Genomic DNA, 21,674 nt, shown 5'->3' with positions numbered 1-21,674 from the left:
TTAGTCACTTATGAGTCTAACTGTGTTGGACTTTTTTGTTAATTTTTTTGTATTATTACAAACTAGCACCACGCGTATTAATTTATCATTGGCTATTCGATACTCATTGTATGAAGTGACCTTGGTCTATTTTTAGTTCAATTTCGAAAGCGCATTCTCTTGGTGATCGAACAAATAGTTCTAAAACTTTTTCTGAAAATAATCCTATAATTAGGAATAAAAACCCATTTATAGGCCTTGGAAACGGTTTTTAATCGATGTTGGTTTTTTTGTATTTTTTGTTTATTGGTGGTATTATAACGATTGTATTTTGAACGTTACATTATTTAACAATCGTTCAGATTCTTTTCTGCCGGTGTCGCTTTCGTGCTAATTCGTTCTGTGTTACACTTTGGATTACAGTGACTATGTACATAACGAATTGCGCAACACTGTCAAAAATCTGGTTGTGGAAAAGAGGTGAGATTCTGTGAATGAAGAGACTTACGTTGTAAAGTTTTTAGGGATTCCCTTTAACATTACAAATGTGATCTCAGGATTAGCTGCTTTTGCAATCGTCTTTTGTCTAGTTTATTTTCTATCGCGTAATTTAGCTATGAAACCAACTGGTAAACAGAACGTGCTTGAGTGGATTATTGATTTTACCAATGGGATTGTTTCAAGTAACATTCCCGGCGAAGAAGGAAAAAGATTCAATTTATTCGCTTTTGTTTTGTTCCTGTTTATCTTTGTTTCTAACCAAATGGGATTGGCGGTTCAAATAATTGTTGGAGGAACGACTTACCTTAAGAGTCCGACCTCTGACCCAATGGTGACTATGTCACTGGCATTGATGGTCTTGTTATTAGCACACTTTTTCGGGGTACAACGATTTGGCGTGAAAGGCTATTTAGTAAATTCCTATTTACGCCCCGTAAGTTTCATGCTGCCAATTGAACTATTGGAAGAATTTACGAATTTCCTAACGCTATCATTCCGTCTGTATGGTAATATTTTTGCGGGCGAAGTCTTACTTACACTTGTTGGAAGTGTCGCAATGTCTCACGGGCTGATTACTACGGTAGTTGCGTTACCGCTCGAGATGGTCTGGCAAGGGTTCTCTGTCTTTATCGGCAGTATCCAAGCTTACGTTTTTGTTACCTTATCAATGGTTTATATTTCTCAAAAAGTTGAGAAAGAATAGATCAAACAATTCTAGGGAGGAAAGTATATTATGAATTTTATCGCAGCATCTATTGCAGCCGCAGGGGCAGCCATTGCCGCTGGTATCGGTAATGGTCAAGTCATCTCAAAAACAATTGAAGGAATGTCACGTCAGCCTGAATTATCTGGTAAATTACAATCAACTATGTTTATTGGTGTAGGTTTGATCGAAGCCGTTCCAATTATCGCGATCGTTGTTTCATTCATTCTGTTATCGCGTTAGGCTACACGAGGCAGATTACTGCCTTTTTTGATTGTCAATTAAATATAAAAGGAGGTGTCAATAGATGCTTTCACATTTCGTCGTTGGTGCAGCAAGTGGTTTATATATAGGTGATTTACTTTTCTACCTAATATCCTTTATCCTGTTGTTACTATTAATTAAGCATTTTGCATGGGGACCGGTCACGAAAATGATGGAAAACCGTGCAACAAAAATCTCCAGCGATTTAGATTATGCTGAGGATTCACGCACGAAGGCTTCAAGTTTACAGGCTCAGAGACAAAAAGAATTAGATAATTCACAGCAAGAAGCGACTGGCATTGTGAATGATGCTCGTCAAAATGGCGAAAAGCAACGGCAAACTATTCTTTCTACAGCACAAGATGAAGTTGGTACATTAAAGTCAAATGCCCAGAAGGATATTGCGCAGGAACGCGAAGATGCGTTAAAGAGTGCGCAAAATGATGTGGCCGCTTTATCTATTGAGATTGCTTCTAAAATCATTCAAAAAGAATTAAAGGCTGATGACCAAAAAGCACTCATTGATTCTTATATCGAAGGGTTGGGGAAGCAAAATGGCGCTAGATAGAGAAACAGTTGGTACACGTTACGCTACGGCGCTATTTGATCTTGCAACGGAAGAAAAGACACTGGATAGCATTTATGAAGAAGTTGTTGCACTGCAACAAGTTTTTACCACAAATGACACATTAGGTGAGGTACTTTCTGGTGCAATTTTAACGTCAGACCAAAAAAAGCCACTTTTAGCTGCCTTAAAAAAAGATGCATCAAAAACAGTTGCGAATCTATTACAAATGGTTTTTGATTATGGTCGAATGGCTGAAATGCCCAATATTTTGGCTGATTATATTCAATTATATGATCAAAAACGTGGATTGGTTCACGCCAAAGTAACTTCGGCAGTACCATTATCTGCTGATCAAAAAGACGCGTTGGCACAACAATTTGCAACGCGGATTGGTGCTAACAATGTTGAACTGGATAATGTTGTTGATGATAGCATTATTGGTGGTGTCATTGTAAAATCAAATGATTTGATTATTGATGGTAGTATTCGAACACGTTTAATGCACGTTCGACAGTTATTGTTAGGCTAAAAATAATAAACGGATTTTATTTTAAAAGAGGTGAACCCTATGAGTATCAAAGCTGAGGAAATCAGCTCTTTGATTAAACAGCAATTAGATAACTATTCTAATGATCTATCTGTTGAAGAAGTTGGTACCGTTACTTATGTTGGTGATGGTATCGCAAGAGCAACCGGCCTCGATAACGCAATGGCCAATGAATTGTTGGAATTTCAAAATGGTTCATATGGTATGGTACAAAACTTAGAAACAAATGATGTTGGTATTATGATTATGGGTTCATTTGACGATATTCGTGAAGGCGATACTGTAAAACGAACTGGGCGAATTATGGAAGTACCAGTTGGTGAAGGTATGATTGGCCGGGTTGTTAATGCTTTAGGACAACCAGTTGATGGCCAGGGCGATATTAAATCGGACCATACACGTCCCATCGAGTTTAAGGCGCCCGGTGTTATGGATCGACAATCAGTCAGTGAACCATTACAAACTGGACTAAAGGCAATCGATTCTCTTGTTCCAATCGGCCGTGGCCAGCGGGAATTAATCATTGGTGACCGTAAGACAGGTAAGACTTCTGTTGCTATTGACACAATTATTAATCAAAAGAATCAAAATATGATTTGTGTCTACGTTGCTATTGGCCAAAAGGAATCAACCGTCCGCAGTCAAGTTGAATCATTACGTCGATTCGGCGCAATGGATTATACAATTGTTTTGACGGCTGGTCCTTCTGAGCCAGCACCAATGTTATATTTGGCACCATATGCTGGTGCGGCAATGGGTGAAGATTTCATGTACAATGGCAAACACGTTTTAATCATTTATGATGATTTAACGAAGCAAGCCACTGCATACCGTGAAATTTCCCTACTATTACGTCGTCCACCAGGTCGTGAAGCCTATCCTGGTGATATTTTCTACACACATTCTCGTTTACTGGAACGTGCCGCTAAGTTAAGTGATAAATTAGGTGGCGGTTCAATGACTGCCTTGCCAGTTATTGAAACCCAGGCTGGTGATATTTCAGCTTATATTCCAACTAACGTTATTTCTATCACTGATGGTCAAATTTTCTTGGATAGTGATTTATTCTATTCAGGTACTCGACCATCAATCGACGCTGGGGCATCGGTTTCTCGTGTTGGTGGGGATGCCCAAATCAAGGCTATGAAGAAGGTTGCCGGTACTTTACGTGTGGATCTGGCTTCATACCGTGAATTGGAAAGCTTCTCACAATTTGGTTCTGATCTTGATGCCGCCACACAAGCTAAATTAAATCGTGGTCGGCGAACGGTTGAAGTACTTAAACAGCCAGTTCACCAACCACTTCCGGTTGAAAAACAGGTTTTGATTTTATATGCTTTGCGTGAAGGCTATCTAGATAGTGTTCCTGTTGATGACATTTTACGTTTCCAAGACGAGCTGTTTGATTATTTTGATAGTAATAAAGCAGATGTTTTGAAACAAATTGCTGATACAGGAAAATTGCCTGAAGGCAGCGAGTTAGCTGATGGGCTTAAAGCTTTTTCTAAAATCTTTAAACCTGGAGTGACACCTGTTGAAACGGCTACTAACTAAGAGGAGATGAGCACATGGCTGAATCTTTAACTGAGATTAAACGTCGAATTGATTCGACAAAGAGTACCGAGAAAATTACCCAAGCCATGCAGATGGTCTCAGCCTCGAAGTTGAATCAAATTGAAAAAAAGTCGTCTAATTATTTGTTATATTCAAGTAAAATTCGCGAAATTGTGACGCATATGGCCGCCGCGCAATTATTGGCCATTAGTAATTTTAATGATAAAAGTTCTAACAAGGACGGAAAAGATAAAATTCGCGTTAGTAGTATGTTGCAGGAACGACCAGTTAAAAAGACTGGCTACCTTGTGATTACTTCAGATCGGGGACTTGTTGGTAGTTATAATAGTAACGTTATCAAGGCTGTTACTGATATGATTACAAAAGATCATAAAAATTCTGATGAGTATGTCTTTATGGCGGTAGGCGGAACTGGCGCTGACTTTTTTAAAAATCGTGGCATGAACATTGCCTATGAATATCGTGGTGTAAGTGATGTTCCAACTTTTAACGAAGTTCGGGAGATCGTTACAACAGCAGTTTCAATGTTTGATTCTGGTGTTTTTGATGAACTTTACGTTTGTTATAATCATCACGTTAATACATTACGTTCAGAGTTTCGTGCTGAAAAAATGTTACCAATTACTGATTTAGATATTTCTGAAGTAAAGGATAAGCACGTTTCATATATTGCCGATCCTTCACAGGAAGAAGTACTTGATGCAATCTTGCCCCAATATGCCGCAAGTCTAATTTTTGGTGCATTAATGGATGCTAAAGCTGCCGAACATTCGGCCGGTATGAACGCAATGCGTAGTGCAACCGATAATGCTAAAGATTTAATCGATCATTTGACCTTGACTTATAATCGGGCACGACAAGGGGCCATTACCCAAGAAATTACTGAAATCATTGCAGGTGCTAGTGCGCTTGAATAAGCTGCTGTACCTAGTAAAAATGATGGGAGGAACAAAATAATATGAGTGCTGGTAAAATTACCCAAGTAACGGGTCCAGTTGTCGATGTTGCGTTTCCTTTAGACGGTTCACTCCCTGAAATTAATAACGCACTGGTTGTTCAAAAGAGCAAAGATGAAACAGTGACGTTAGAAGTTGCCCTGGAATTAGGCGATGGTGTTATGCGTACTATCGCTATGGATTCAACGGATGGTTTGCAGCGTGGAATGAACGTTACAGATACTGAAGGAGCCATTACAGTTCCAGTTGGCGAAGATACTTTAGGGCGTGTGTTTAACGTTTTAGGTGAACCAATCGACTTCGGTGATGAATTTCCTGCCGATCACGAACGTAGTAGTATTCATAAGGAAGCACCTAAGTTTGAGGATTTAAGTACCTCTTCTGAGATTTTGGAAACTGGAATTAAAGTTATTGATTTACTTGAACCTTACCTTCGTGGTGGGAAGATCGGCCTATTCGGTGGTGCCGGTGTTGGTAAAACAGTTTTAATTCAGGAATTAATCCATAATATCGCTAAAGAACATGGTGGTATTTCAGTCTTCACTGGTGTTGGTGAACGTACGCGTGAAGGTAATGATTTGTATTATGAAATGAAAGGTTCAGGCGTTTTAAGTCATACGGCCATGGTCTTTGGTCAGATGAATGAGCCGCCTGGTGCCCGGATGCGGGTTGCCATGACTGGTGTTACCCTAGCTGAATATTTCCGTGACGTTGCTGGCCAAGATGTTTTACTCTTTATTGATAACATCTTCCGTTTCACGCAAGCTGGTTCTGAGGTTTCGGCCTTACTTGGCCGGTTACCTTCAGCCGTTGGTTATCAGCCAACGTTAGCTACTGAAATGGGTCAATTACAGGAACGAATTACTTCAACTAAAAAGGGTTCAATTACGTCAATTCAGGCCGTTTATGTGCCTGCCGATGACTATACCGATCCTGCACCTGCAACTGAATTTGCGCATTTGGATGCAACAACTAACTTGGAACGTTCTTTAACTGAACAAGGTATTTATCCGGCTGTTGATCCACTTGCATCAACTTCAAGTGCCCTTGATCCAGAAATTGTTGGCCAAGAACATTATGACGTTGCTATGCAAGTTCAACAGGTATTACAGCGTTACCGTGAATTGCAAGACATTATCTCTATTTTAGGGATGGATGAATTGTCCGATGACGAAAAGATTATTGTTGCACGTGCACGGAGAATCCAATTCTTCTTATCGCAAAACTTTAGTGTTGCCGAACAATTTACTGGCCAACCTGGTTCATACGTATCAGTTGCTGATACCGTTAAGGGCTTCAAGGGTATTTTAGCCGGTAAATATGATGATCTACCAGAAGATGCTTTCCGTGGTGTTGGTCCAATCGAAGAAGTTGTCGAAAAGGCTAAAAAAATGGGTTACGGTAGCAATACCAATGCATCAACTGATCAAGATCAAAAAGCTGCAGCTAACTAGGAGGTGTGCATATGGCTGACAAGCCCGTTTTGACAGTTAATATTGTCACACCCGATGGTATTATTTATAATCATCACGCTACGATGATTATTGTTAACGCGTTAGATGGTCAGTTAGGAATTATGCCTAATCATGAGCCAATTGTGGCGCCATTACAGATTGATGAGGTCCGCGTTAAGCGTGTCGATCAGTCTGAACATGAAGACGCAATTGCTGTTAATGGTGGTTTTATGGAAGTCTCTGGTAACGTTGCTTCAATTATTGCTGATTCTGCGGAACGTGAACGTGATATTGATGTTTCACGTGCGCAATTGGCTGAGCATCGTGCTGAAGAAAACATTAAAAAGGCACAAGAAAAAGAAGATACTGATGAGTTACAACGTGCGCAAATTAAACTTAAACGTGCGATGAACCGAATTAACGTTTCAAAACATTAATTTAAGTTAAAAAGTAGGTTAAAGAGCATCTGTTTATGATGGTAATTCAGTCATAAAAAGGTGCTTTTTAGTGTGTCATTTATTAATGCACCTAATATTTGTTTGGAAGATGCCCTTATTAGTATTTACCTGACCAATTTAGGGTAAACGTATTTGGCCAACTCCCGCAACTCTTTTTAGTTTACTGTTGTATAAAATTCTGACAGTACCAGTCGTCTATGTTAGAATTAGACTTAAATGTAGTAGGGGGAATGGATTTGCAAAACATCGGGATTCAATCCGTTGTAACGTTAGTTTGCTACTTTATTTTTACCGGCGCCGCTTTTTGGGCTCTTCGTGCACTTCGATTTGAAAAAATCATTCGACGTGATCACGTTCAGCAGGCGCAATTATTAGTTGGTTTATTGGCAATTGTGATTGGTTATCTATGTAGTACTTTTTTCTTGAATTTTATTGATAATGCACGTAATTTGATTTTTCTTTTTCGTTAATCAGTTACGTAATTAAACCTTAAATGGTGCGGAGGAAAACTCATGGCAGAAAAGTTGATCATCCATGGTGGACAAAGATTAAATGGAACGGTAAACATTGAAGGCGCTAAAAATGCTGTTTTATCCATTCTAGCAGCAAGCTTACTGGCTTCCAGTGGCCAAACAGTTTTAGATAATGTTCCAATTTTATCGGATGTTTTTACAATGAATGAGGTTCTCAATCGTTTGAATGTTGATTTGGCCTTTGATCAACATAAAAAAACGATTACGTTAGATGCAAGTGGTGATCTTGCCTTTAATGCACCTTTTGAATACGTTTCAAAAATGCGGGCATCGATCGTTGTTTTAGGTCCATTATTGGCTCGATTAGGTCGAGCTCGCGTTGCTATGCCAGGAGGTTGCGCAATTGGTAGTCGGCCAATTGATCTTCACTTAAAAGGTTTTGAGGCTCTTGGTGCAACAATTACACAGCACGACGGTTATATTGAGGCGGTAGCGCCAAAATTAGTCGGAACACAAATTTACTTAGATTTTCCAAGCGTAGGCGCAACCCAGAATATTATGATGGCAGCAACTTTAGCCGAGGGAACGACTACAATCGATAATGTGGCCCGGGAACCAGAGATTGTTGACCTGGCGAACGCATTAAATAAAATGGGTGCACGTGTTGTTGGGGCCGGAACCGAAACCATTCGCATTGAAGGCGTAAAGGTTATGCACGGCTGTAAACATAGCATTATTCAAGATCGAATTGAGGCTGGTACTTTTATGGTGGCGGCAGCGATTACGGGTGGCAATGTTCTGATTAAGAATGCCATTCCAGAACATAATAAGCCGCTCATTTCAAAGCTAGAGGAAATGGGGGTTAAGGTTGTTGAATCCGACATGGGTGTCCGAATCATTGGAATGCCAACGCTTAAAGCAACTAGTGTTAAAACATTACCTTATCCAGGTTTTCCAACTGACATGCAGGCACAAATGACCGTACTGCAATTGGCGGCACAAGGGACTAGTTTGTTAACGGAGACGGTTTTCGAAAATCGTTTTATGCATTTAGACGAGCTACGACGAATGAACGCTGATTTTAGGATAGAGGGTCAATCTGTTCTACTATACGGACCAACAGCGTTCAATGGGGCCGAAGTTGCGGCATCGGATCTTCGTGCTGCTGCTGCCTTGGTGATCGCCGGTTTGGTGGCAACAGGTTATACAAAAGTAACTAATCTTAAATACTTAGATCGTGGCTACTACAAATTTCATAAAAAATTATGTGGTTTGGGGGCTGAAGTTGTTCGGGTCGATACAGAAAAGGAAAATGAGGTTATCACACCTGATTCTTTTGCAACGTTGTTGGCCCAACAAGCTTAATTTTTTTGTAAGAAGTAGGTGCCTGACCTGCTTCTTTTTTCATGGAATAGCTTAAAAGGTGGCTTTTATTCTGGCTTGACCGGAAGTCCACTATTTTCGTGGGCCGCATCTTATGCTATAATTCAATATTGATTGAGTTACGTTTAGCGAGAGGAGCAAAACAAGAATGGCAAAAGATATCGGTATTGACCTTGGTACTGCGAATGTCCTAATTCATGTTCAAGGTAAAGGTATCGTTTTGAACGAACCTTCTGTAGTCGCAATTGATACAAAGACCGGGAAGGTGCTAGCAGTAGGATCGGATGCTTATAAAATGGTGGGTCGAACACCAGGCAACATTCGAGCAATTCGACCAATGAAAGATGGCGTGATTGCGGATTTTGATATTACTGAAGCAATGCTATCTTATTTCATTAATAAATTAAACGTTAAGGGAATTTTATCCAAACCAAATATTTTAATCTGTTGCCCAACTAATATTACGTCAATTGAACAGAAGGCAATTATTGAAGCCGCCGAAAAATCTGGTAGTGGTAAAGTTTATCTAGAAGAAGAACCAAAAGTCGCTGCAGTTGGTGCGGGGATGGATATTTTTCAGCCACAAGGTAATATGGTAATTGATATCGGTGGTGGTACAAGTGATATCGCTGTTTTATCAATGGGCGATATTGTTACCAGTCGCTCGTTACGTTTGGCTGGCGATAAAATGGATAGCGAAATTTCTAGTTTTGTTAAAAATGAACATAACTTGTTGATTGGTGAACACACTGCCGAAAAAATTAAGATTGAAATTGGTGAGGTTTACGGTAAAGATGAGGCGAAATCGCTTGATGTCCGGGGCCGCGATATGGTCACTGGTTTACCTCGAACGATCACGATTACTTCTAAAGAAGTTGAAAATGCCTTACACGATACAATGATGCAAATTGTTCAAGCGGCAAAGGATGTTTTAAACCAGACGCCACCTGAATTATCCGCTGATATCATCGATCGCGGAGTTATGTTGACTGGCGGTGGAGCGTTACTTCATGGGATTGATCAACTTTTCTCCGATAATCTAAAAGTGCCGGTAATTGTTGCTGAACGACCATTAGATGCTGTTGCTCTAGGAACTGGCGTACTGTTAGATAATATTAATAAAAGTAAACGGCGCTAAATTGAGGTGATTGGAAATGCGTAATTCACGGCGCTTTGATGTTTTTGTGCGGCCGGTTTTATCAAAGATACTTTTAGTTGCAATTTTAATGTTAGCTACCTTGGTTCTTGGGACGATGATCGGCTTTGCAATTGGTGGCGGAAATCCATTACGTGTCTTTTTACCAAGTACTTGGGGGCATATGTTGGATTTTGTGCAGTAGTTGTTGAAAGAAGCTAAGGCAGTTGCGTAGCTTCTTTTTTGTCATCTTTGAATAGAGGATCAGGTTATCGGTTAGAAACGGGTTCACTACCGAAATATTCATTAGTAACTAACGTGAGTAAGTTGAAAGTACTGCGATCAGATTGGCTGATAGAATTCATTGTTAAAAGAGTTTTGTTAGGTGGGAGGTAGTTAAATGAAACAATTATTGGTTCGACTTATTCGAATTTATCAGCGCTATTTATCCCCCGCCTTGCCAAAAAGTTGTCGTTACTACCCAACTTGTTCTCATTATGCAATCGAAGCAATCGAGCAATATGGTGTTTTTAAGGGATCGTTAATGGCAATTAGTCGGCTATTACGCTGTCAGCCATTTGTGACTGGGGGTTTTGATCCTGTTCCCGGCAAATTTTTGATCGGTCGTAATCATAATCAGCAGGAAATAGAGGAAGCGAAGGTAAAATATTATGGCGAAACAACCAAATAAAGTTGAATTGACAATTCAAGAAGAAACTCACGAAACAAACATTGTTAACGTTGTTTTTGATGGTAAAAAACGGATTGGTGATATTGAAGAAATAGCTGAACATCAATTTCAAGTTAAACTGGCCGATGGGACTTCTTTTAACGCACGTAGCTATGAAGATGGGCTTAACGAATTAATTATGCAGTACCATTTGCACAAATAAATAATCTAAGCTTTTTGTAAAGTTGAAGTTTTTTACTAGCGCAATTAATTGAGACGGTTATACTGACAATGAAGGAACCTAATTATAAGATAAAGGGGCAGTTTTATGCGAGAAACAGCGCGTGAAGAGGCTGAGAATCCAAGAATTGATTATGGTATTATTTTTTCAGTCATGATGTTGGCGCTGATTGGTCTAGCGTCGATCTATGTTGCAGCAGTTCACGATAAGTCAACCACCAATGTGACGCGGACAGTGGCCGTGCAGATTTTATGGTATGCCATTGGAATAGCAATTGTTGCGATTGCGATGCAATTTGATTCCGAACAGCTTTGGCGGGTGGCACCATTGGCTTATGGTGTCGGAATTATTTTACTGGTAGCAGTTTTGTTTTTGTATAGTCGATCTTACTACGTTAATACTGGTGCTAAGAGTTGGTTTGCCCTAGGACCATTCACTTTTCAACCCTCGGAGGTCATGAAGCCCGCGTTTATTTTGATGTTAGCGCGAGTTGTCATGACCCACAACAATGAGTATCCAGTACACCAAGTTCAAAGCGACTTAATTTTAATTGGTAAGCTGGCAGCCTGGACCCTTCCAGTAGCAATTTTATTGGAACTCCAGCATGACTTTGGGACAATGTTGGTCTTTTTTGCCATTGTTGGTGGTGTTATGTTGGTATCCGGTGTTACTTGGAAGATCTTAGTTCCATTGTTTTCATTTATTCTGGTGATCGGGGGCACGGCGATTACCTTTGTTGCGACCAGTTGGGGTCGAACGATTCTTGGTCACATTGGTTTTGAAAGTTACCAGTTTTCGCGAATTGATACTTGGTTACACCCAGCCAATGATACTAGTAATTCTGGGTACCAATTATGGCAGAGTATGAAGGCAATTGGCTCCGGGCAGATTATGGGTAAGGGGTTTAACCACACTGAGGTTTACGTTCCCGTTCGTGAATCAGATATGATCTTTTCGGTCATTGGCGAAAACTTTGGTTTTATCGGTTCAACAATTTTGATCTTACTTTATTTTCTGTTAATTTATCAAATGATCCGGGTCACTTTTGATACGAAAAATGAATTTTATGCCTATATTTCAACCGGGGTTATCATGATGATCTTATTCCATACCTTTGAAAATATTGGGATGAACATTGGATTACTACCATTAACGGGGATTCCGTTACCGTTTATTTCCCAAGGGGGGTCGGCGCTAATTGGTAATTTGATTGGTGTCGGGTTAGTCATGTCGATGCGCTTCCACCATAAGAGTTATATGTTTAGCTCAGATAGTGAGGCTTTCAATTAAACTAATTTAGGAGTGTTTGAAAAGACATCTAGCAATCTGTTTTTTCAAACATGTTGACACTAAATTAGTCCGGAAAAGATAAGTAAAATTATTTTCCAAATACGATCCAGAGTTCAGCGGATTAGTTTTCATTGGAAAGCACTTATCCGCTTGACAGGGAATTATAATCTGTTTATAATTAACCTCAATTGAATAGGACGCGATGAAGAGAAGAGCGAGGATTTATTTTGATTTTAGCGACTTGTGATGGTGAAAGACAAGCAAATTAACCTCAAAGATGATCTTGGAGTGTGTAGAGTTGTAGCGACTCTAGCGGATTTGTACACGTTATTGTACTGAGTCAATCGACTCGATGAGATGGCTGAAGTGATTCAGTCATAAACAAAGGTGGTAACACGATAATAACAAGCTTTTCGTCCTTTAGTATCAGGTGATACGGGATGAAGGGCTTTTTTTATTGATTTAGAATAAGGAGATGATGTACCTGTGATTGACATTAAGGGTGTCAGTAAGGTTTTCAAAGGTAAAAAGCAGATTACGGCCGTTGAAGACGTCAACTTACAAATCAATGATGGTGAGATCTATGGTATTGTCGGCTATTCAGGCGCAGGTAAAAGTACTCTAGTACGAATGTTTAATGGCCTAGAAACACCAACTACTGGCACAGTAACGATCAATGACACAGTAATGAGTGACTTGCACGGTAAAGAGTTACGTGAAAAACGCCAAAAAATGGGCATGATTTTTCAGTATTTTAACTTATTGTGGTCGCGGACTGTTTTACAAAACGTTACTTTTCCGTTAGAGCTAACCCACGTTCCTAAAGAAGAACGACAGGCAAAAGCAGAGAAATTAATTGAAACGGTGGGTCTAAAAGGGCGGGAAAATGCCTATCCAAGTGAATTATCGGGGGGGCAGCAACAACGTGTTGCCATTGCCCGGGCGCTGGCCAATGATCCGGAACTTCTGCTGTCTGACGAGGCAACCAGCGGACTGGATCCTAAAACGACCGACGAGGTTCTCGAATTATTGCTTAAAATTAATCGGGAATTGAACATCACAATCGTTGTGATCACTCATGAAATGCACGTTATCCGTAAAATTTGTGATCGAATGGCAGTCATGGATGCCGGGCGAGTTGTTGAGGAAGGTAGCGTCTTCGATATTTTCCGCCACCCGCAAAAAGAAATTACACGGCAATTTGTTTCCGAAGAAGAAACTCCGCAGCTAACGGATACCAATGTTGTTATCAATGAATTATTAAAGCAAGTTCCAACTGGTAAAATTGTGAAATTAACTTTTCACGGCGATCAGGCTAAATTACCAATTATTTCTGAAATGTTGCGTCAATTTCCGGAGATTGACCTCAATATTGTTGATGGCTCCATTCATCAAACTCAGGAGGGCTCAATCGGAACACTTTACTTACAGCTTTTAGGTAATGCGCAGGAAATTATTGATGCCCAGGATTATCTGCATAAAATGCGAGTTGAGACGGAGGTGATTCGTGGTGAGTAGTACAACTGGCTTTTCATCTTATTTTCATTTTTCGCAAGTGGATTGGGCAAGTATGTGGTCGGCCACCGGCGAAACAATTTGGATGACGGTCTTTTCATTAGTTTTGGTTGCTATTATCGGCATACTGCTAGGGTTACTTTTATTTGAAACAACGGATAGTCATAGTTTGTGGGCCCGCTTACTTCATTGGTTAGCAGCAGTTTTCGTTAACGTTTTTCGTTCAATTCCGTTTATTATCTTGATTGTTTTACTATTACCGATTACTAAAAACTTAGTCGGAACAATTATCGGACCGAAAGCTGCGTTACCATCATTGATTATCTCTGCCGCGCCATTTTATGCGCGAATGGTGGAATTGGCATTTCACGAAATTGATCATGGGGTTATTGAGGCCGCTGAGTCAATGGGCGCCACAAATACACAGATTATTTTTAAAGTGTTATTACCTGAAAGCAGCCCGGCGCTAGTGTCTGGAATTACGGTTACGGGGATTTCACTGATCGGTTACACAGCAATGGCCGGTGTTATTGGCGCTGGTGGTCTGGGTAACTTGGCATACTTGGATGGGTTCCAAGCAAGTAACAACACAATAACGCTGGTTGCAACGATTGTTATTCTTATTATTGTATTTATTTTTCAAACGATTGGCGACTTAACAGTTCGGCGAATCGACAAGCGGATTACACGTTAAAAAATTTAATCATCATTCATTAGAGGGGGAGTTTAGTTATGAAGAAACATCGTTTACTTAAATTAGCAACAGCGGCGGCCGTTTTATTATTGGGCGTTAGCGCAGTTGCCGGGCCAGCATCGGCCGCAACAACATTAAAGGTGGGGGCTACTAAAACACCACATTCAATTATTCTGAACCACGTTAAGCCGCAGTTAAAAAAGGAAGGCGTTAACCTTAAAGTAACGGTTTTTCAGGACTATTCTTTAATTGATAAGGCCTTAGTAGCTAAGGATCTTGATGCAACTTACTTTGCACACAAACCATACGTGGATCAAGAAGTAAAAAAGAATGGTTATAAGATTGCAATTGTAGGGGCCGTTCATTTGGAACCAATCAGCGCCTACTCAAAGAAAGTTAAAAAATTATCACAGTTAAAAGATGGTTCAACAATTTTAGTTTCTAATAACCGTCCTGATTATGGCCGTGTTTTAACGATTCTAAGGGATGCTGGCCTAATCACAATTAAAAAAGGAACTAAGATTACGGACGCTGACTTTACGGATATTGCAAAAAACCCAAAGCATCTGAAATTTAAGCACGATTATGATCCCAAACTGATGCCTTCACTTTATAAGAATAATGAAGGCGACGTTCAATTTATTAACGCCAACTTTGCGGTTCAGGCTGGGATTAATCCAACTAAAAAAGCCATTGCAACTGAAAAGAAATCCTCACCATACGCGAATGTTGTTGAAGTTCGTCAGGGTGATCAAAACAAGCCAGCCGTTAAGAAGTTGATGAAGGCTTTACAGTCAAAGTCAACTCAGGATTGGATTGCTAAACGCTTTAAAGGTGCAGTTTTACCAGTTAAATAAGTAGGAGTGTGAGAAAGTCGCCTTTGGGTTTACTGCGTAACGTAAGCTAATCCAATAACTGGATTTCGGTTTAATTTAGTCCAATCGACAACGTTAGTAATGCTCGTAACCTAGTCGCTTTTTCAAACACTTCCGTTAGGCACGTGAACCCAGACTTTTGGCACACATTTTAGAGTAATGCTCAGAAAAAATAAGCGGCTAGGACTTTTGTCCCGGTCACTTATTTTTTTATTGTCAAAAAACGATCCAGTACATAGGTTAAAGTGAGTAGTCCCTTGATCGTTAGTTTGAGCTTGTAATCGAATCCGCCAAATTAGTATATCGATAGCAGCACATATTATTCTCATTAAGGTTTCGCTAGTTTAGCGCAATTCTGATGGTTTGATAGCGCTTTTACTTAGAGGATGAGGCTAGGACAAAGGTCCTGGCTTCTTTTTGTTTCCGAACATTACTCTATAACGTGCGCCAAAAGCGACTTTTGTCCCACTCCCGATGTGTTATTGAAAAAGGTTCTCAATTAGGCTAGAATAGGATTGTTTACAACAAAAATATACCGATTATTAGCGAAGTTAGTAGTCGATTTTAAGCTTGGAGGAGATCAGATGGCAAGACTAGAAGTGAAAGACCTACATGTTTCTGTAACTGATGAAGATAAAGGTGTCGATAAAGAAATTTTAACGGGTGTTAATTTAGTAATGAACACCGGTGAAATTCACGCCATTATGGGTCCCAATGGTACTGGTAAATCAACACTTTCTCAAGCTATTATGGGTAATCCGGCCTATAAAGTAACTCAAGGCGATATTTTACTTAATGGTGAAAGTATTTTAGGCATGCCCGTTGATGAACGAGCACGAAAAGGGCTTTTTTTGGCGATGCAATACCCAGCCGAAATTGCCGGGGTAACCAACGTTGAATTTATGCGAGCCGCTATTAACGCACGCCGAGCGGATGATGACCAAATGCCGGTTATGGAATTCATGAAATTATTAGACGAGAAACAAGAAATTTTAGATATGACGGACGAAATGTCAGAACGTTACTTAAATGAAGGTTTTTCCGGTGGTGAAAAGAAACGGAACGAAATCTTACAGCTAATGATGATTCAACCAAATTTTGCTATTTTAGATGAAATTGATTCTGGGCTTGATATTGATGCCTTAAAAGTTGTTTCAAAGGGTGTTAACGCAATGCGCGGTGATAACTTTGGTTCATTAATTATTACGCATTATCAACGGCTATTAAATTATATTGTGCCCGATACTGTTCACGTCATGATGGGCGGCAGAATTGTTCAAAGTGGCGGTCCAGAATTAGCCGAGAAACTTGAAGATGAAGGCTATGCTGGTGTTCGGGACGAGTTAGGTTTAGACGTTAAATTAACTGACGAGATTTAAGGAGGGTTTAGCATGGAGACAAAAGTAGAACCTGAATTTCAGTCAGCTTTAACGACTTACACGCAAGATCATGCAGAACCTGCTTGGTCATTGGAGTTACGCCAGAAAATGTTGGCGCAATACCCCACGTTACCATTACCGCGCTACGAAAAGATAGACTACCAAAAATGGGATCTCTTAAACGCAACGAAGCCGGTAACGACTACGTCTAATGCTGACCTGACCGATGATCTAAAGATTGATTTTGCTGCTAGCAAGAATTTATTAGTTGAGGTTGGTAAGTCGGTTATGGCTGCTCAACTGGATCCTGCTTTAGCAGCTCAAGGGGTTATTTTTACGGATATATTTACGGCAATGCGTGATTATCCCGAACTAGTCGAAAAGTATTATATGAAGACGGCAGTTAAGGCCGATAATAATCGGTTAACGGCATTTCATGCTGCTTTCATGAATGGTGGCGCGTTCTTATATGTACCCAAGAATGTCGCAATTAAAGACCCAATTCAGGCCTATTACATTCAGGATAGTACCCGTAAACAGGATTTTGTTCCGCACGTTTTGGTTATTGCCGAAGAAGGCAGCGAATTAACTTACCACGAGAATCTCTCGACTAGTGGTACAGAAAGTAACTTGGCCAATATCGTTGTTGAGGTGATTGCCAAAGATAATGCCCACGTCCATTTTTCGGCGGTTGATCAACTTAGTGGTAAAACAACCACTTATTTAAACCGGCACGCCATTTTAGCAACTGACGCTACGGTTGATTGGGCGGTTGGTTTTATGAACGATGGTAACGTTGTTGGTGATTTCAGCACTGATCTACGCGGTAAGGGCTCACATACCGAAGTAAAAGTTGTGGCGATTACTACTGGTAAACAAGTGCAAGGTATCGACACCAAGGTGACTAACTACGGCCAGCATACAATTGGCCACATTTTGCAACACGGCGTTATCCTTGAGGATTCAACGTTAACGTTTAATGGGGTTGGTCACATTGTTAAGGGTGCTCGTGGTTCAGATGCTCAACAGGAAAGTCGCGTTTTGATGTTATCAACCACGGCTCGTGGCGATGCGGACCCAATTCTTTTAATTGATGAAAATGATGTTACTGCCGGGCACGCGGCTTCAGTTGGTCGTGTTGATGAAGGCCAAATGTATTACTTAATGAGTCGTGGTATTAGTAAAAAGGTTGCTGAACGCCTTGTTATTCGCGGTTTCTTAGGTAGCGTTATTACCGAGATTCCATCCAAGTCTGTCCGTGAACGATTGACGGCAACGATCGAAAGGAAGTTAGAAAATGGTCAAAAGTCTGAATCAGATTCGTAATGACTTCCCAATTTTAGATCAAAAAGTTAATGATGAAGATTTGGTCTATTTGGATAATGCCGCAACAACGCAAAAGCCGCGGGCAGTGGTTGAGGCACTAGCGCACTATTATTATACGGATAACGCTAATGTTCACCGTGGTGTTCACACCTTGGCTGAGCGGGCGACTGCTGATTTTGAAGCGGCGCGGGAAAAAGTACGGGCCTTTATCAATGCTCGTTCCACAACTGAGGTTTTATTTACCCGGGGTACGACAACCAGTTTAAACTGGATAGCGGCTAGTTACGGTGAGAAAGTTATTGGTGCTGGTGACGAAATTGTCATCTCTTACATGGAACACCATAGTAACTTAGTTCCTTGGCAGCAATTAGCGTTACGAAAAAAAGCAACTTTAAAATACATTAAAATGACTGCTGACGGACATTTAGATATGACCGATGCGGCCGAACAAATTACTGATAAAACTAAAATTGTGGCGATTGCGCAGGTTTCAAATGTTCTTGGGGTTGTCAATCCAATTAAGGCCTTGGCAAAATTAGCCCATGAACATGGTGCAATTATGGTGGCTGATGGGGCCCAATCGCTACCAAATATGCCCGTTGACGTTCAGGAATTGGATTGTGACTTTTTGGCCTTTTCTGGGCATAAAATGTTAGGACCAACGGGAATTGGCGTTTTGTACGGCAAAGAAGCGATTTTGAATGAAATGCCACCAATTGAATTTGGTGGTGAAATGATTGATTTTGTTGATCTTTTTCAGAGTTCGTGGAAAGAATTGCCGTGGAAATTTGAGGCGGGAACACCTGATATTTCTGGTGCCATTGGCTTAGGCGCAGCGATTGATTATTTGTCTGCTATTGGAATGGCTAACGTTCAGGCCCATGAACAAGAACTCGTTAACTACGTTTTACCTAAACTGTTGGCGATTGATGATCTCACCGTTTATGGTCCTCATGATCCGGCCCAACACACAGGCGTGATTGCTTTTAATTTGAATGGGCTGCACCCACATGATTTGGCCACTGGTTTGGATATGGAAGGGGTTGCTGTTCGCGCTGGACACCACTGTGCGCAACCATTAATGAAATATTTAAAGGTACCAGCAACGGCACGAGCAAGTTTTTATTTATATAATACGAAGGCGGATGCTGATCGCTTAGTTGACGCAATCGTTGCAACAAAGGAGTTCTTTAAGCATGGCACTGTCTAGTCTTGATAATTTATACCGCCAAGTTATTTTGGATCATTCGGCTCATCCGCACCATCACGGTCATCTACAGCAAGTTACGAATGAAATTGAGATGCGTAACCCGACTTGTGGTGACGTCATTCAATTAGAAGTGGCAGTTTTTAATGATAAAATTAATGACATTGCATTTTCTGGTGATGGTTGCACGATTAGCCAGGCTTCTGCGAGCATGATGACTGACGCTGTTATTGGTAATACACCAGCTCAGGCTGAGGAAATGGTCCAAGTTTTTTCTAAGATGATTATTGGTGATCAACCTAATTTGGATACTAAGATTCTTGAAGATGCGTCAGTGTTAAATGGCGTTGCTAAGTTTCCCGCACGAATTAAGTGCGCGGCCTTAGCTTGGAAAGCACTTAATAATGCCCTGACAAGTAATGATGGTAAAGGAAAGGCTGGTCAAATCGTGGAGCATCACGATAATTAGATCGGCAGTAAACGCAAAGGAAGGGGCAAGACGATGCCAGAAACTGAGAACACAAAAAATAATGAGGCTGCCGCAACTTCGATTCAAGACTTAAACTTGAGCGAAGATTACGATTTTGGTTTTCATGATGATGTAACACCTGTATTTTCAACCGGCCATGGTTTAACGGAAGAGGTTGTGCGGGAAATTTCAAAGGAAAAAGATGAGCCTAAATGGATGCTTGATTTCCGTTTGAAATGTTACAAACTGTATAAAAAAATGCCAATGCCAGCGTACGGACCTGATTTATCAAAATTAGACCTTAAGAATATGTTGTATTACCAAAAGGCCACGGATAAAAAGTATCGTGATTGGGAAGATGTTCCTGAAGAAATAAAAAACACCTTTGATCGTTTAGGTGTACCTCAGGCTGAACGTCAATATTTGGCTGGTTCTTCAGCACAGTACGAGTCAGAAGTGGTTTACCACAACATGAAAGATGATTTTGATAAACTAGGTATTATTTTTACCGACACTGATACGGCCTTGAAAGAATACCCTGAATTATTTAAAAAGTGGTTTGGTAAATTAGTTCACCCAACTGATAATAAATTTGCGGCCTTAAATGGTGCTGTTTGGTCTGGTGGTTCGTTTATTTACGTTCCTAAAGGGGTTAAAACGGATATTCCGATTCAATCCTATTTCCGTTTAAATGCCGAAAATTCGGGCCAATTTGAACGGACCTTAATTATTGTTGACGAGGGTGCCAGTGTTCAGTACGTTGAAGGTTGTACAGCACCAAACTATTCATCGGACAGTTTGCACGCTGCCGTTGTTGAAGTGTACGTTGAAAAGGACGCTTACGCTCGCTATACGACAATTCAGAATTGGTCGAACAATGTTTATAGTTTGGAAACTAAACGTGCACGAGCAATGGAAAACAGCACGATGGAGTGGGTTGATGGTAACCTTGGTTCTAAGATTACTATGAAGTACCCAAGTGTCTACCTTGATGGTGAAGGCGCAACGGGAACAATGTTGTCAATTGCCGTTGCTGGTCATAATGTGGACCAGGATGCCGGGGCGCGAATGATCCATAACGCTAAAAATACGTCCTCGTCGATTGTTTCTAAATCAATCTCTAAAGATGGTGGTGCCGTTGATTACCGTGGAACGGTCCGCTTTGGTCGCCACTCGGATGGTTCAAAGGCCCACGTCGAGTGTGACACAATCATTATGGATGAAGAATCAAGTTCCGATACAATTCCGTATAATGAAATTTTAAATGGTAACGTCTCAATGGAACATGAAGCTAAGGTTTCAAAAATTTCCGAAGAACAACTCTATTATTTGATGAGCCGTGGTGTTTCTGAAGCCAAGGCAACTGAAATGATCATCATGGGCTTCGTGGAACCATTTACTAAAGAATTACCAATGGAGTACGCCGTTGAATTAAATCGATTGATCGGTTACGAAATGGAAGGTACGGTTGGCTAGTATATTAATACCGCGTTATAATGGGGTAAATTTACGGACCGCCACCAAATGAAAATAAAAACGCTCTGTCAAATTTAGTTGATGGCTAGTTTTGGGACAGAATTAGAAGCTAACCAACTTCTAATTCTGTCCTTTTATTTGGTTCTGTTCTCATTTTTGGCGTGGTTTAGCTTAAAATTTGTACTTTAATACTGAGTGAAAATAGTATCTTATTATTGATAACAGGGCTTTTCATATCCTTTAATGGTGGATTTTTGTATATGGAGCCTGTGGTCTTTTTGTTTTACAAAAAATATGGAACCTTTAAAAAGGCGGGGACGATAATTCATTTGTCTGAATTATCGTCCCCGCCTGAATTTAATCAGAATTATTTTGGTCTTCACGTGCTTCTTTAGTAAGCAGTAAATAACTGACCGACTTCAAAAATAATTTAATTCAAGTTATGATTGCCTCATCAAATAATTGGTGAGGTGATTTTTATTGGATAAACCGGATATTGTTCAAATTAAAATGGATCATTCTGGTTCTCAATCGCG

General features: G+C 40.4%; 23 protein-coding genes. All 23 read left to right on the top strand.

The features are described 5' to 3' along the window. The first annotated feature begins 469 nt into the window (after positions 1–469). The 23 genes from atpB (at position 470) to sufB (ending at position 21,138) form a co-directional block, all read left to right on the top strand. Positions 470–1,183 carry a F0F1 ATP synthase subunit A gene (atpB, locus tag EKM61_RS08555; protein WP_068225112.1) on the top strand — a complete coding sequence of 238 codons (714 nt, stop codon included), beginning with the start codon at positions 470–472 and terminating at the stop codon, positions 1,181–1,183. Positions 1,184–1,213: 30 nt separating this feature from the next. Next, positions 1,214–1,426, top strand: coding sequence for a F0F1 ATP synthase subunit C (gene atpE / locus EKM61_RS08550; protein WP_068225110.1), 213 nt, complete (start codon positions 1,214–1,216; stop codon positions 1,424–1,426). A gap of 64 nt (positions 1,427–1,490) precedes the next feature. Continuing rightward, entirely contained in the window at positions 1,491–2,015 is a 525-nt protein-coding gene (gene atpF / locus EKM61_RS08545) for a F0F1 ATP synthase subunit B (RefSeq protein WP_068225108.1), read from the top strand. Continuing rightward, positions 2,002–2,544: an ATP synthase F1 subunit delta gene (gene atpH / locus EKM61_RS08540; RefSeq protein ID WP_068225106.1), complete on the top strand. Its 543-nt coding sequence runs from the start codon at positions 2,002–2,004 to the stop codon at positions 2,542–2,544. Before atpF ends, atpH begins: the two co-directional genes overlap by 14 nt. A 39-nt stretch (positions 2,545–2,583) precedes the next feature. Beyond that, complete coding sequence (atpA, locus tag EKM61_RS08535; protein ID WP_068376763.1) at positions 2,584–4,116, top strand: F0F1 ATP synthase subunit alpha; 1,533 nt, start codon at positions 2,584–2,586, stop codon at positions 4,114–4,116. 14 nt (positions 4,117–4,130) lie between these two features. Continuing rightward, positions 4,131–5,054, top strand: a complete 924-nt coding sequence (locus EKM61_RS08530; RefSeq protein ID WP_068225103.1) for a F0F1 ATP synthase subunit gamma — start codon at positions 4,131–4,133, stop codon at positions 5,052–5,054. 41 nt (positions 5,055–5,095) lie between these two features. Then, positions 5,096–6,547, top strand: coding sequence for a F0F1 ATP synthase subunit beta (gene atpD, locus EKM61_RS08525; RefSeq protein ID WP_068225101.1), 1,452 nt, complete (start codon positions 5,096–5,098; stop codon positions 6,545–6,547). An 11-nt stretch (positions 6,548–6,558) separates the two neighbouring features. Next, positions 6,559–6,984, top strand: a complete 426-nt coding sequence (locus tag EKM61_RS08520) for a F0F1 ATP synthase subunit epsilon (RefSeq protein WP_068225098.1) — start codon at positions 6,559–6,561, stop codon at positions 6,982–6,984. A 257-nt stretch (positions 6,985–7,241) separates the two neighbouring features. Next, complete coding sequence (locus EKM61_RS08515; RefSeq protein WP_068225097.1) at positions 7,242–7,475, top strand: DUF1146 family protein; 234 nt, start codon at positions 7,242–7,244, stop codon at positions 7,473–7,475. Between the two features lie 42 nt (positions 7,476–7,517). Further along, positions 7,518–8,843 (top strand): UDP-N-acetylglucosamine 1-carboxyvinyltransferase, encoded by a 1,326-nt coding sequence (murA, locus tag EKM61_RS08510; RefSeq protein WP_068225094.1) that lies wholly within the window; start codon positions 7,518–7,520, stop codon positions 8,841–8,843. 166 nt (positions 8,844–9,009) lie between these two features. Further along, the gene (mreB, locus tag EKM61_RS08505; protein WP_068225092.1) at positions 9,010–9,999 is read left to right on the top strand and encodes a rod shape-determining protein; all 990 of its coding nucleotides are present in this window, start codon (positions 9,010–9,012) and stop codon (positions 9,997–9,999) included. A gap of 16 nt (positions 10,000–10,015) precedes the next feature. Then, positions 10,016–10,201: a DNA-directed RNA polymerase subunit beta gene (locus tag EKM61_RS08500; protein ID WP_068225090.1), complete on the top strand. Its 186-nt coding sequence runs from the start codon at positions 10,016–10,018 to the stop codon at positions 10,199–10,201. A 195-nt stretch (positions 10,202–10,396) separates the two neighbouring features. After that, positions 10,397–10,687 (top strand): membrane protein insertion efficiency factor YidD, encoded by a 291-nt coding sequence (yidD, locus tag EKM61_RS08495; protein ID WP_068225088.1) that lies wholly within the window; start codon positions 10,397–10,399, stop codon positions 10,685–10,687. Then, positions 10,668–10,889 carry a DUF2969 family protein gene (locus EKM61_RS08490; RefSeq protein ID WP_068225087.1) on the top strand — a complete coding sequence of 74 codons (222 nt, stop codon included), beginning with the start codon at positions 10,668–10,670 and terminating at the stop codon, positions 10,887–10,889. The genes yidD and EKM61_RS08490 overlap by 20 nt, the downstream gene beginning before the upstream one ends. Positions 10,890–10,994: 105 nt before the next feature. Beyond that, a complete protein-coding gene (locus EKM61_RS08485; protein WP_068376766.1) occupies positions 10,995–12,197 on the top strand; it encodes an FtsW/RodA/SpoVE family cell cycle protein in 1,203 nt (400 codons plus the stop codon). Positions 12,198–12,683: 486 nt separating this feature from the next. Beyond that, complete coding sequence (locus EKM61_RS08480) at positions 12,684–13,715, top strand: methionine ABC transporter ATP-binding protein (RefSeq protein WP_068225083.1); 1,032 nt, start codon at positions 12,684–12,686, stop codon at positions 13,713–13,715. A 52-nt stretch (positions 13,716–13,767) separates the two neighbouring features. Next, positions 13,768–14,406 (top strand): methionine ABC transporter permease, encoded by a 639-nt coding sequence (locus EKM61_RS08475; protein WP_068226238.1) that lies wholly within the window; start codon positions 13,768–13,770, stop codon positions 14,404–14,406. 38 nt (positions 14,407–14,444) lie between these two features. Next, entirely contained in the window at positions 14,445–15,263 is an 819-nt protein-coding gene (locus EKM61_RS08470) for a MetQ/NlpA family ABC transporter substrate-binding protein (RefSeq protein WP_068225081.1), read from the top strand. A gap of 602 nt (positions 15,264–15,865) precedes the next feature. After that, the gene (gene sufC, locus EKM61_RS08465; RefSeq protein WP_068225079.1) at positions 15,866–16,660 is read left to right on the top strand and encodes a Fe-S cluster assembly ATPase SufC; all 795 of its coding nucleotides are present in this window, start codon (positions 15,866–15,868) and stop codon (positions 16,658–16,660) included. A gap of 12 nt (positions 16,661–16,672) precedes the next feature. Further along, positions 16,673–17,986, top strand: a complete 1,314-nt coding sequence (gene sufD, locus EKM61_RS08460; protein ID WP_068225077.1) for a Fe-S cluster assembly protein SufD — start codon at positions 16,673–16,675, stop codon at positions 17,984–17,986. Continuing rightward, complete coding sequence (locus EKM61_RS08455; RefSeq protein ID WP_068280347.1) at positions 17,958–19,196, top strand: cysteine desulfurase; 1,239 nt, start codon at positions 17,958–17,960, stop codon at positions 19,194–19,196. The genes sufD and EKM61_RS08455 overlap by 29 nt, the downstream gene beginning before the upstream one ends. Further along, entirely contained in the window at positions 19,183–19,662 is a 480-nt protein-coding gene (sufU, locus tag EKM61_RS08450) for a Fe-S cluster assembly sulfur transfer protein SufU (protein ID WP_068376769.1), read from the top strand. Before EKM61_RS08455 ends, sufU begins: the two co-directional genes overlap by 14 nt. 33 nt (positions 19,663–19,695) lie before the next feature. Next, the gene (sufB, locus tag EKM61_RS08445; protein WP_068225071.1) at positions 19,696–21,138 is read left to right on the top strand and encodes a Fe-S cluster assembly protein SufB; all 1,443 of its coding nucleotides are present in this window, start codon (positions 19,696–19,698) and stop codon (positions 21,136–21,138) included. The last annotated feature ends 536 nt before the right edge of the window (positions 21,139–21,674 follow it).

Origin of the sequence: Loigolactobacillus backii (assembly GCF_003946275.1) — a bacterium.
Taxonomy (GTDB): domain Bacteria; phylum Bacillota; class Bacilli; order Lactobacillales; family Lactobacillaceae; genus Loigolactobacillus; species Loigolactobacillus backii.
The sequence above is the reverse complement of the archived record's forward strand: the minus strand, read 5'-3'. Positions and strand labels throughout refer to the sequence as shown.

Bases quoted from the DNA above. Each gene is read 5' to 3' on its own strand.
- sufC (WP_068225079.1), top strand. From the start codon at position 15,866: ATGGCAAGACTAGAAGTGAAAGACCTACATGTTTCTGTAACTGATGAA.
- yidD (WP_068225088.1), top strand. From the start codon at position 10,397: ATGAAACAATTATTGGTTCGACTTATTCGAATTTATCAGCGCTATTTA.
- sufB (WP_068225071.1), top strand. From the start codon at position 19,696: ATGCCAGAAACTGAGAACACAAAAAATAATGAGGCTGCCGCAACTTCG.
- EKM61_RS08485 (WP_068376766.1), top strand. From the start codon at position 10,995: ATGCGAGAAACAGCGCGTGAAGAGGCTGAGAATCCAAGAATTGATTAT.
- EKM61_RS08500 (WP_068225090.1), top strand. From the start codon at position 10,016: ATGCGTAATTCACGGCGCTTTGATGTTTTTGTGCGGCCGGTTTTATCA.
- atpA (WP_068376763.1), top strand. From the start codon at position 2,584: ATGAGTATCAAAGCTGAGGAAATCAGCTCTTTGATTAAACAGCAATTA.
- atpE (WP_068225110.1), top strand. From the start codon at position 1,214: ATGAATTTTATCGCAGCATCTATTGCAGCCGCAGGGGCAGCCATTGCC.
- atpD (WP_068225101.1), top strand. From the start codon at position 5,096: ATGAGTGCTGGTAAAATTACCCAAGTAACGGGTCCAGTTGTCGATGTT.
- sufU (WP_068376769.1), top strand. From the start codon at position 19,183: ATGGCACTGTCTAGTCTTGATAATTTATACCGCCAAGTTATTTTGGAT.
- murA (WP_068225094.1), top strand. From the start codon at position 7,518: ATGGCAGAAAAGTTGATCATCCATGGTGGACAAAGATTAAATGGAACG.
- atpH (WP_068225106.1), top strand. From the start codon at position 2,002: ATGGCGCTAGATAGAGAAACAGTTGGTACACGTTACGCTACGGCGCTA.
- EKM61_RS08520 (WP_068225098.1), top strand. From the start codon at position 6,559: ATGGCTGACAAGCCCGTTTTGACAGTTAATATTGTCACACCCGATGGT.
- sufD (WP_068225077.1), top strand. From the start codon at position 16,673: ATGGAGACAAAAGTAGAACCTGAATTTCAGTCAGCTTTAACGACTTAC.
- EKM61_RS08455 (WP_068280347.1), top strand. From the start codon at position 17,958: ATGGTCAAAAGTCTGAATCAGATTCGTAATGACTTCCCAATTTTAGAT.
- EKM61_RS08475 (WP_068226238.1), top strand. From the start codon at position 13,768: ATGTGGTCGGCCACCGGCGAAACAATTTGGATGACGGTCTTTTCATTA.
- mreB (WP_068225092.1), top strand. From the start codon at position 9,010: ATGGCAAAAGATATCGGTATTGACCTTGGTACTGCGAATGTCCTAATT.
- EKM61_RS08530 (WP_068225103.1), top strand. From the start codon at position 4,131: ATGGCTGAATCTTTAACTGAGATTAAACGTCGAATTGATTCGACAAAG.
- EKM61_RS08470 (WP_068225081.1), top strand. From the start codon at position 14,445: ATGAAGAAACATCGTTTACTTAAATTAGCAACAGCGGCGGCCGTTTTA.
- EKM61_RS08490 (WP_068225087.1), top strand. From the start codon at position 10,668: ATGGCGAAACAACCAAATAAAGTTGAATTGACAATTCAAGAAGAAACT.
- atpF (WP_068225108.1), top strand. From the start codon at position 1,491: ATGCTTTCACATTTCGTCGTTGGTGCAGCAAGTGGTTTATATATAGGT.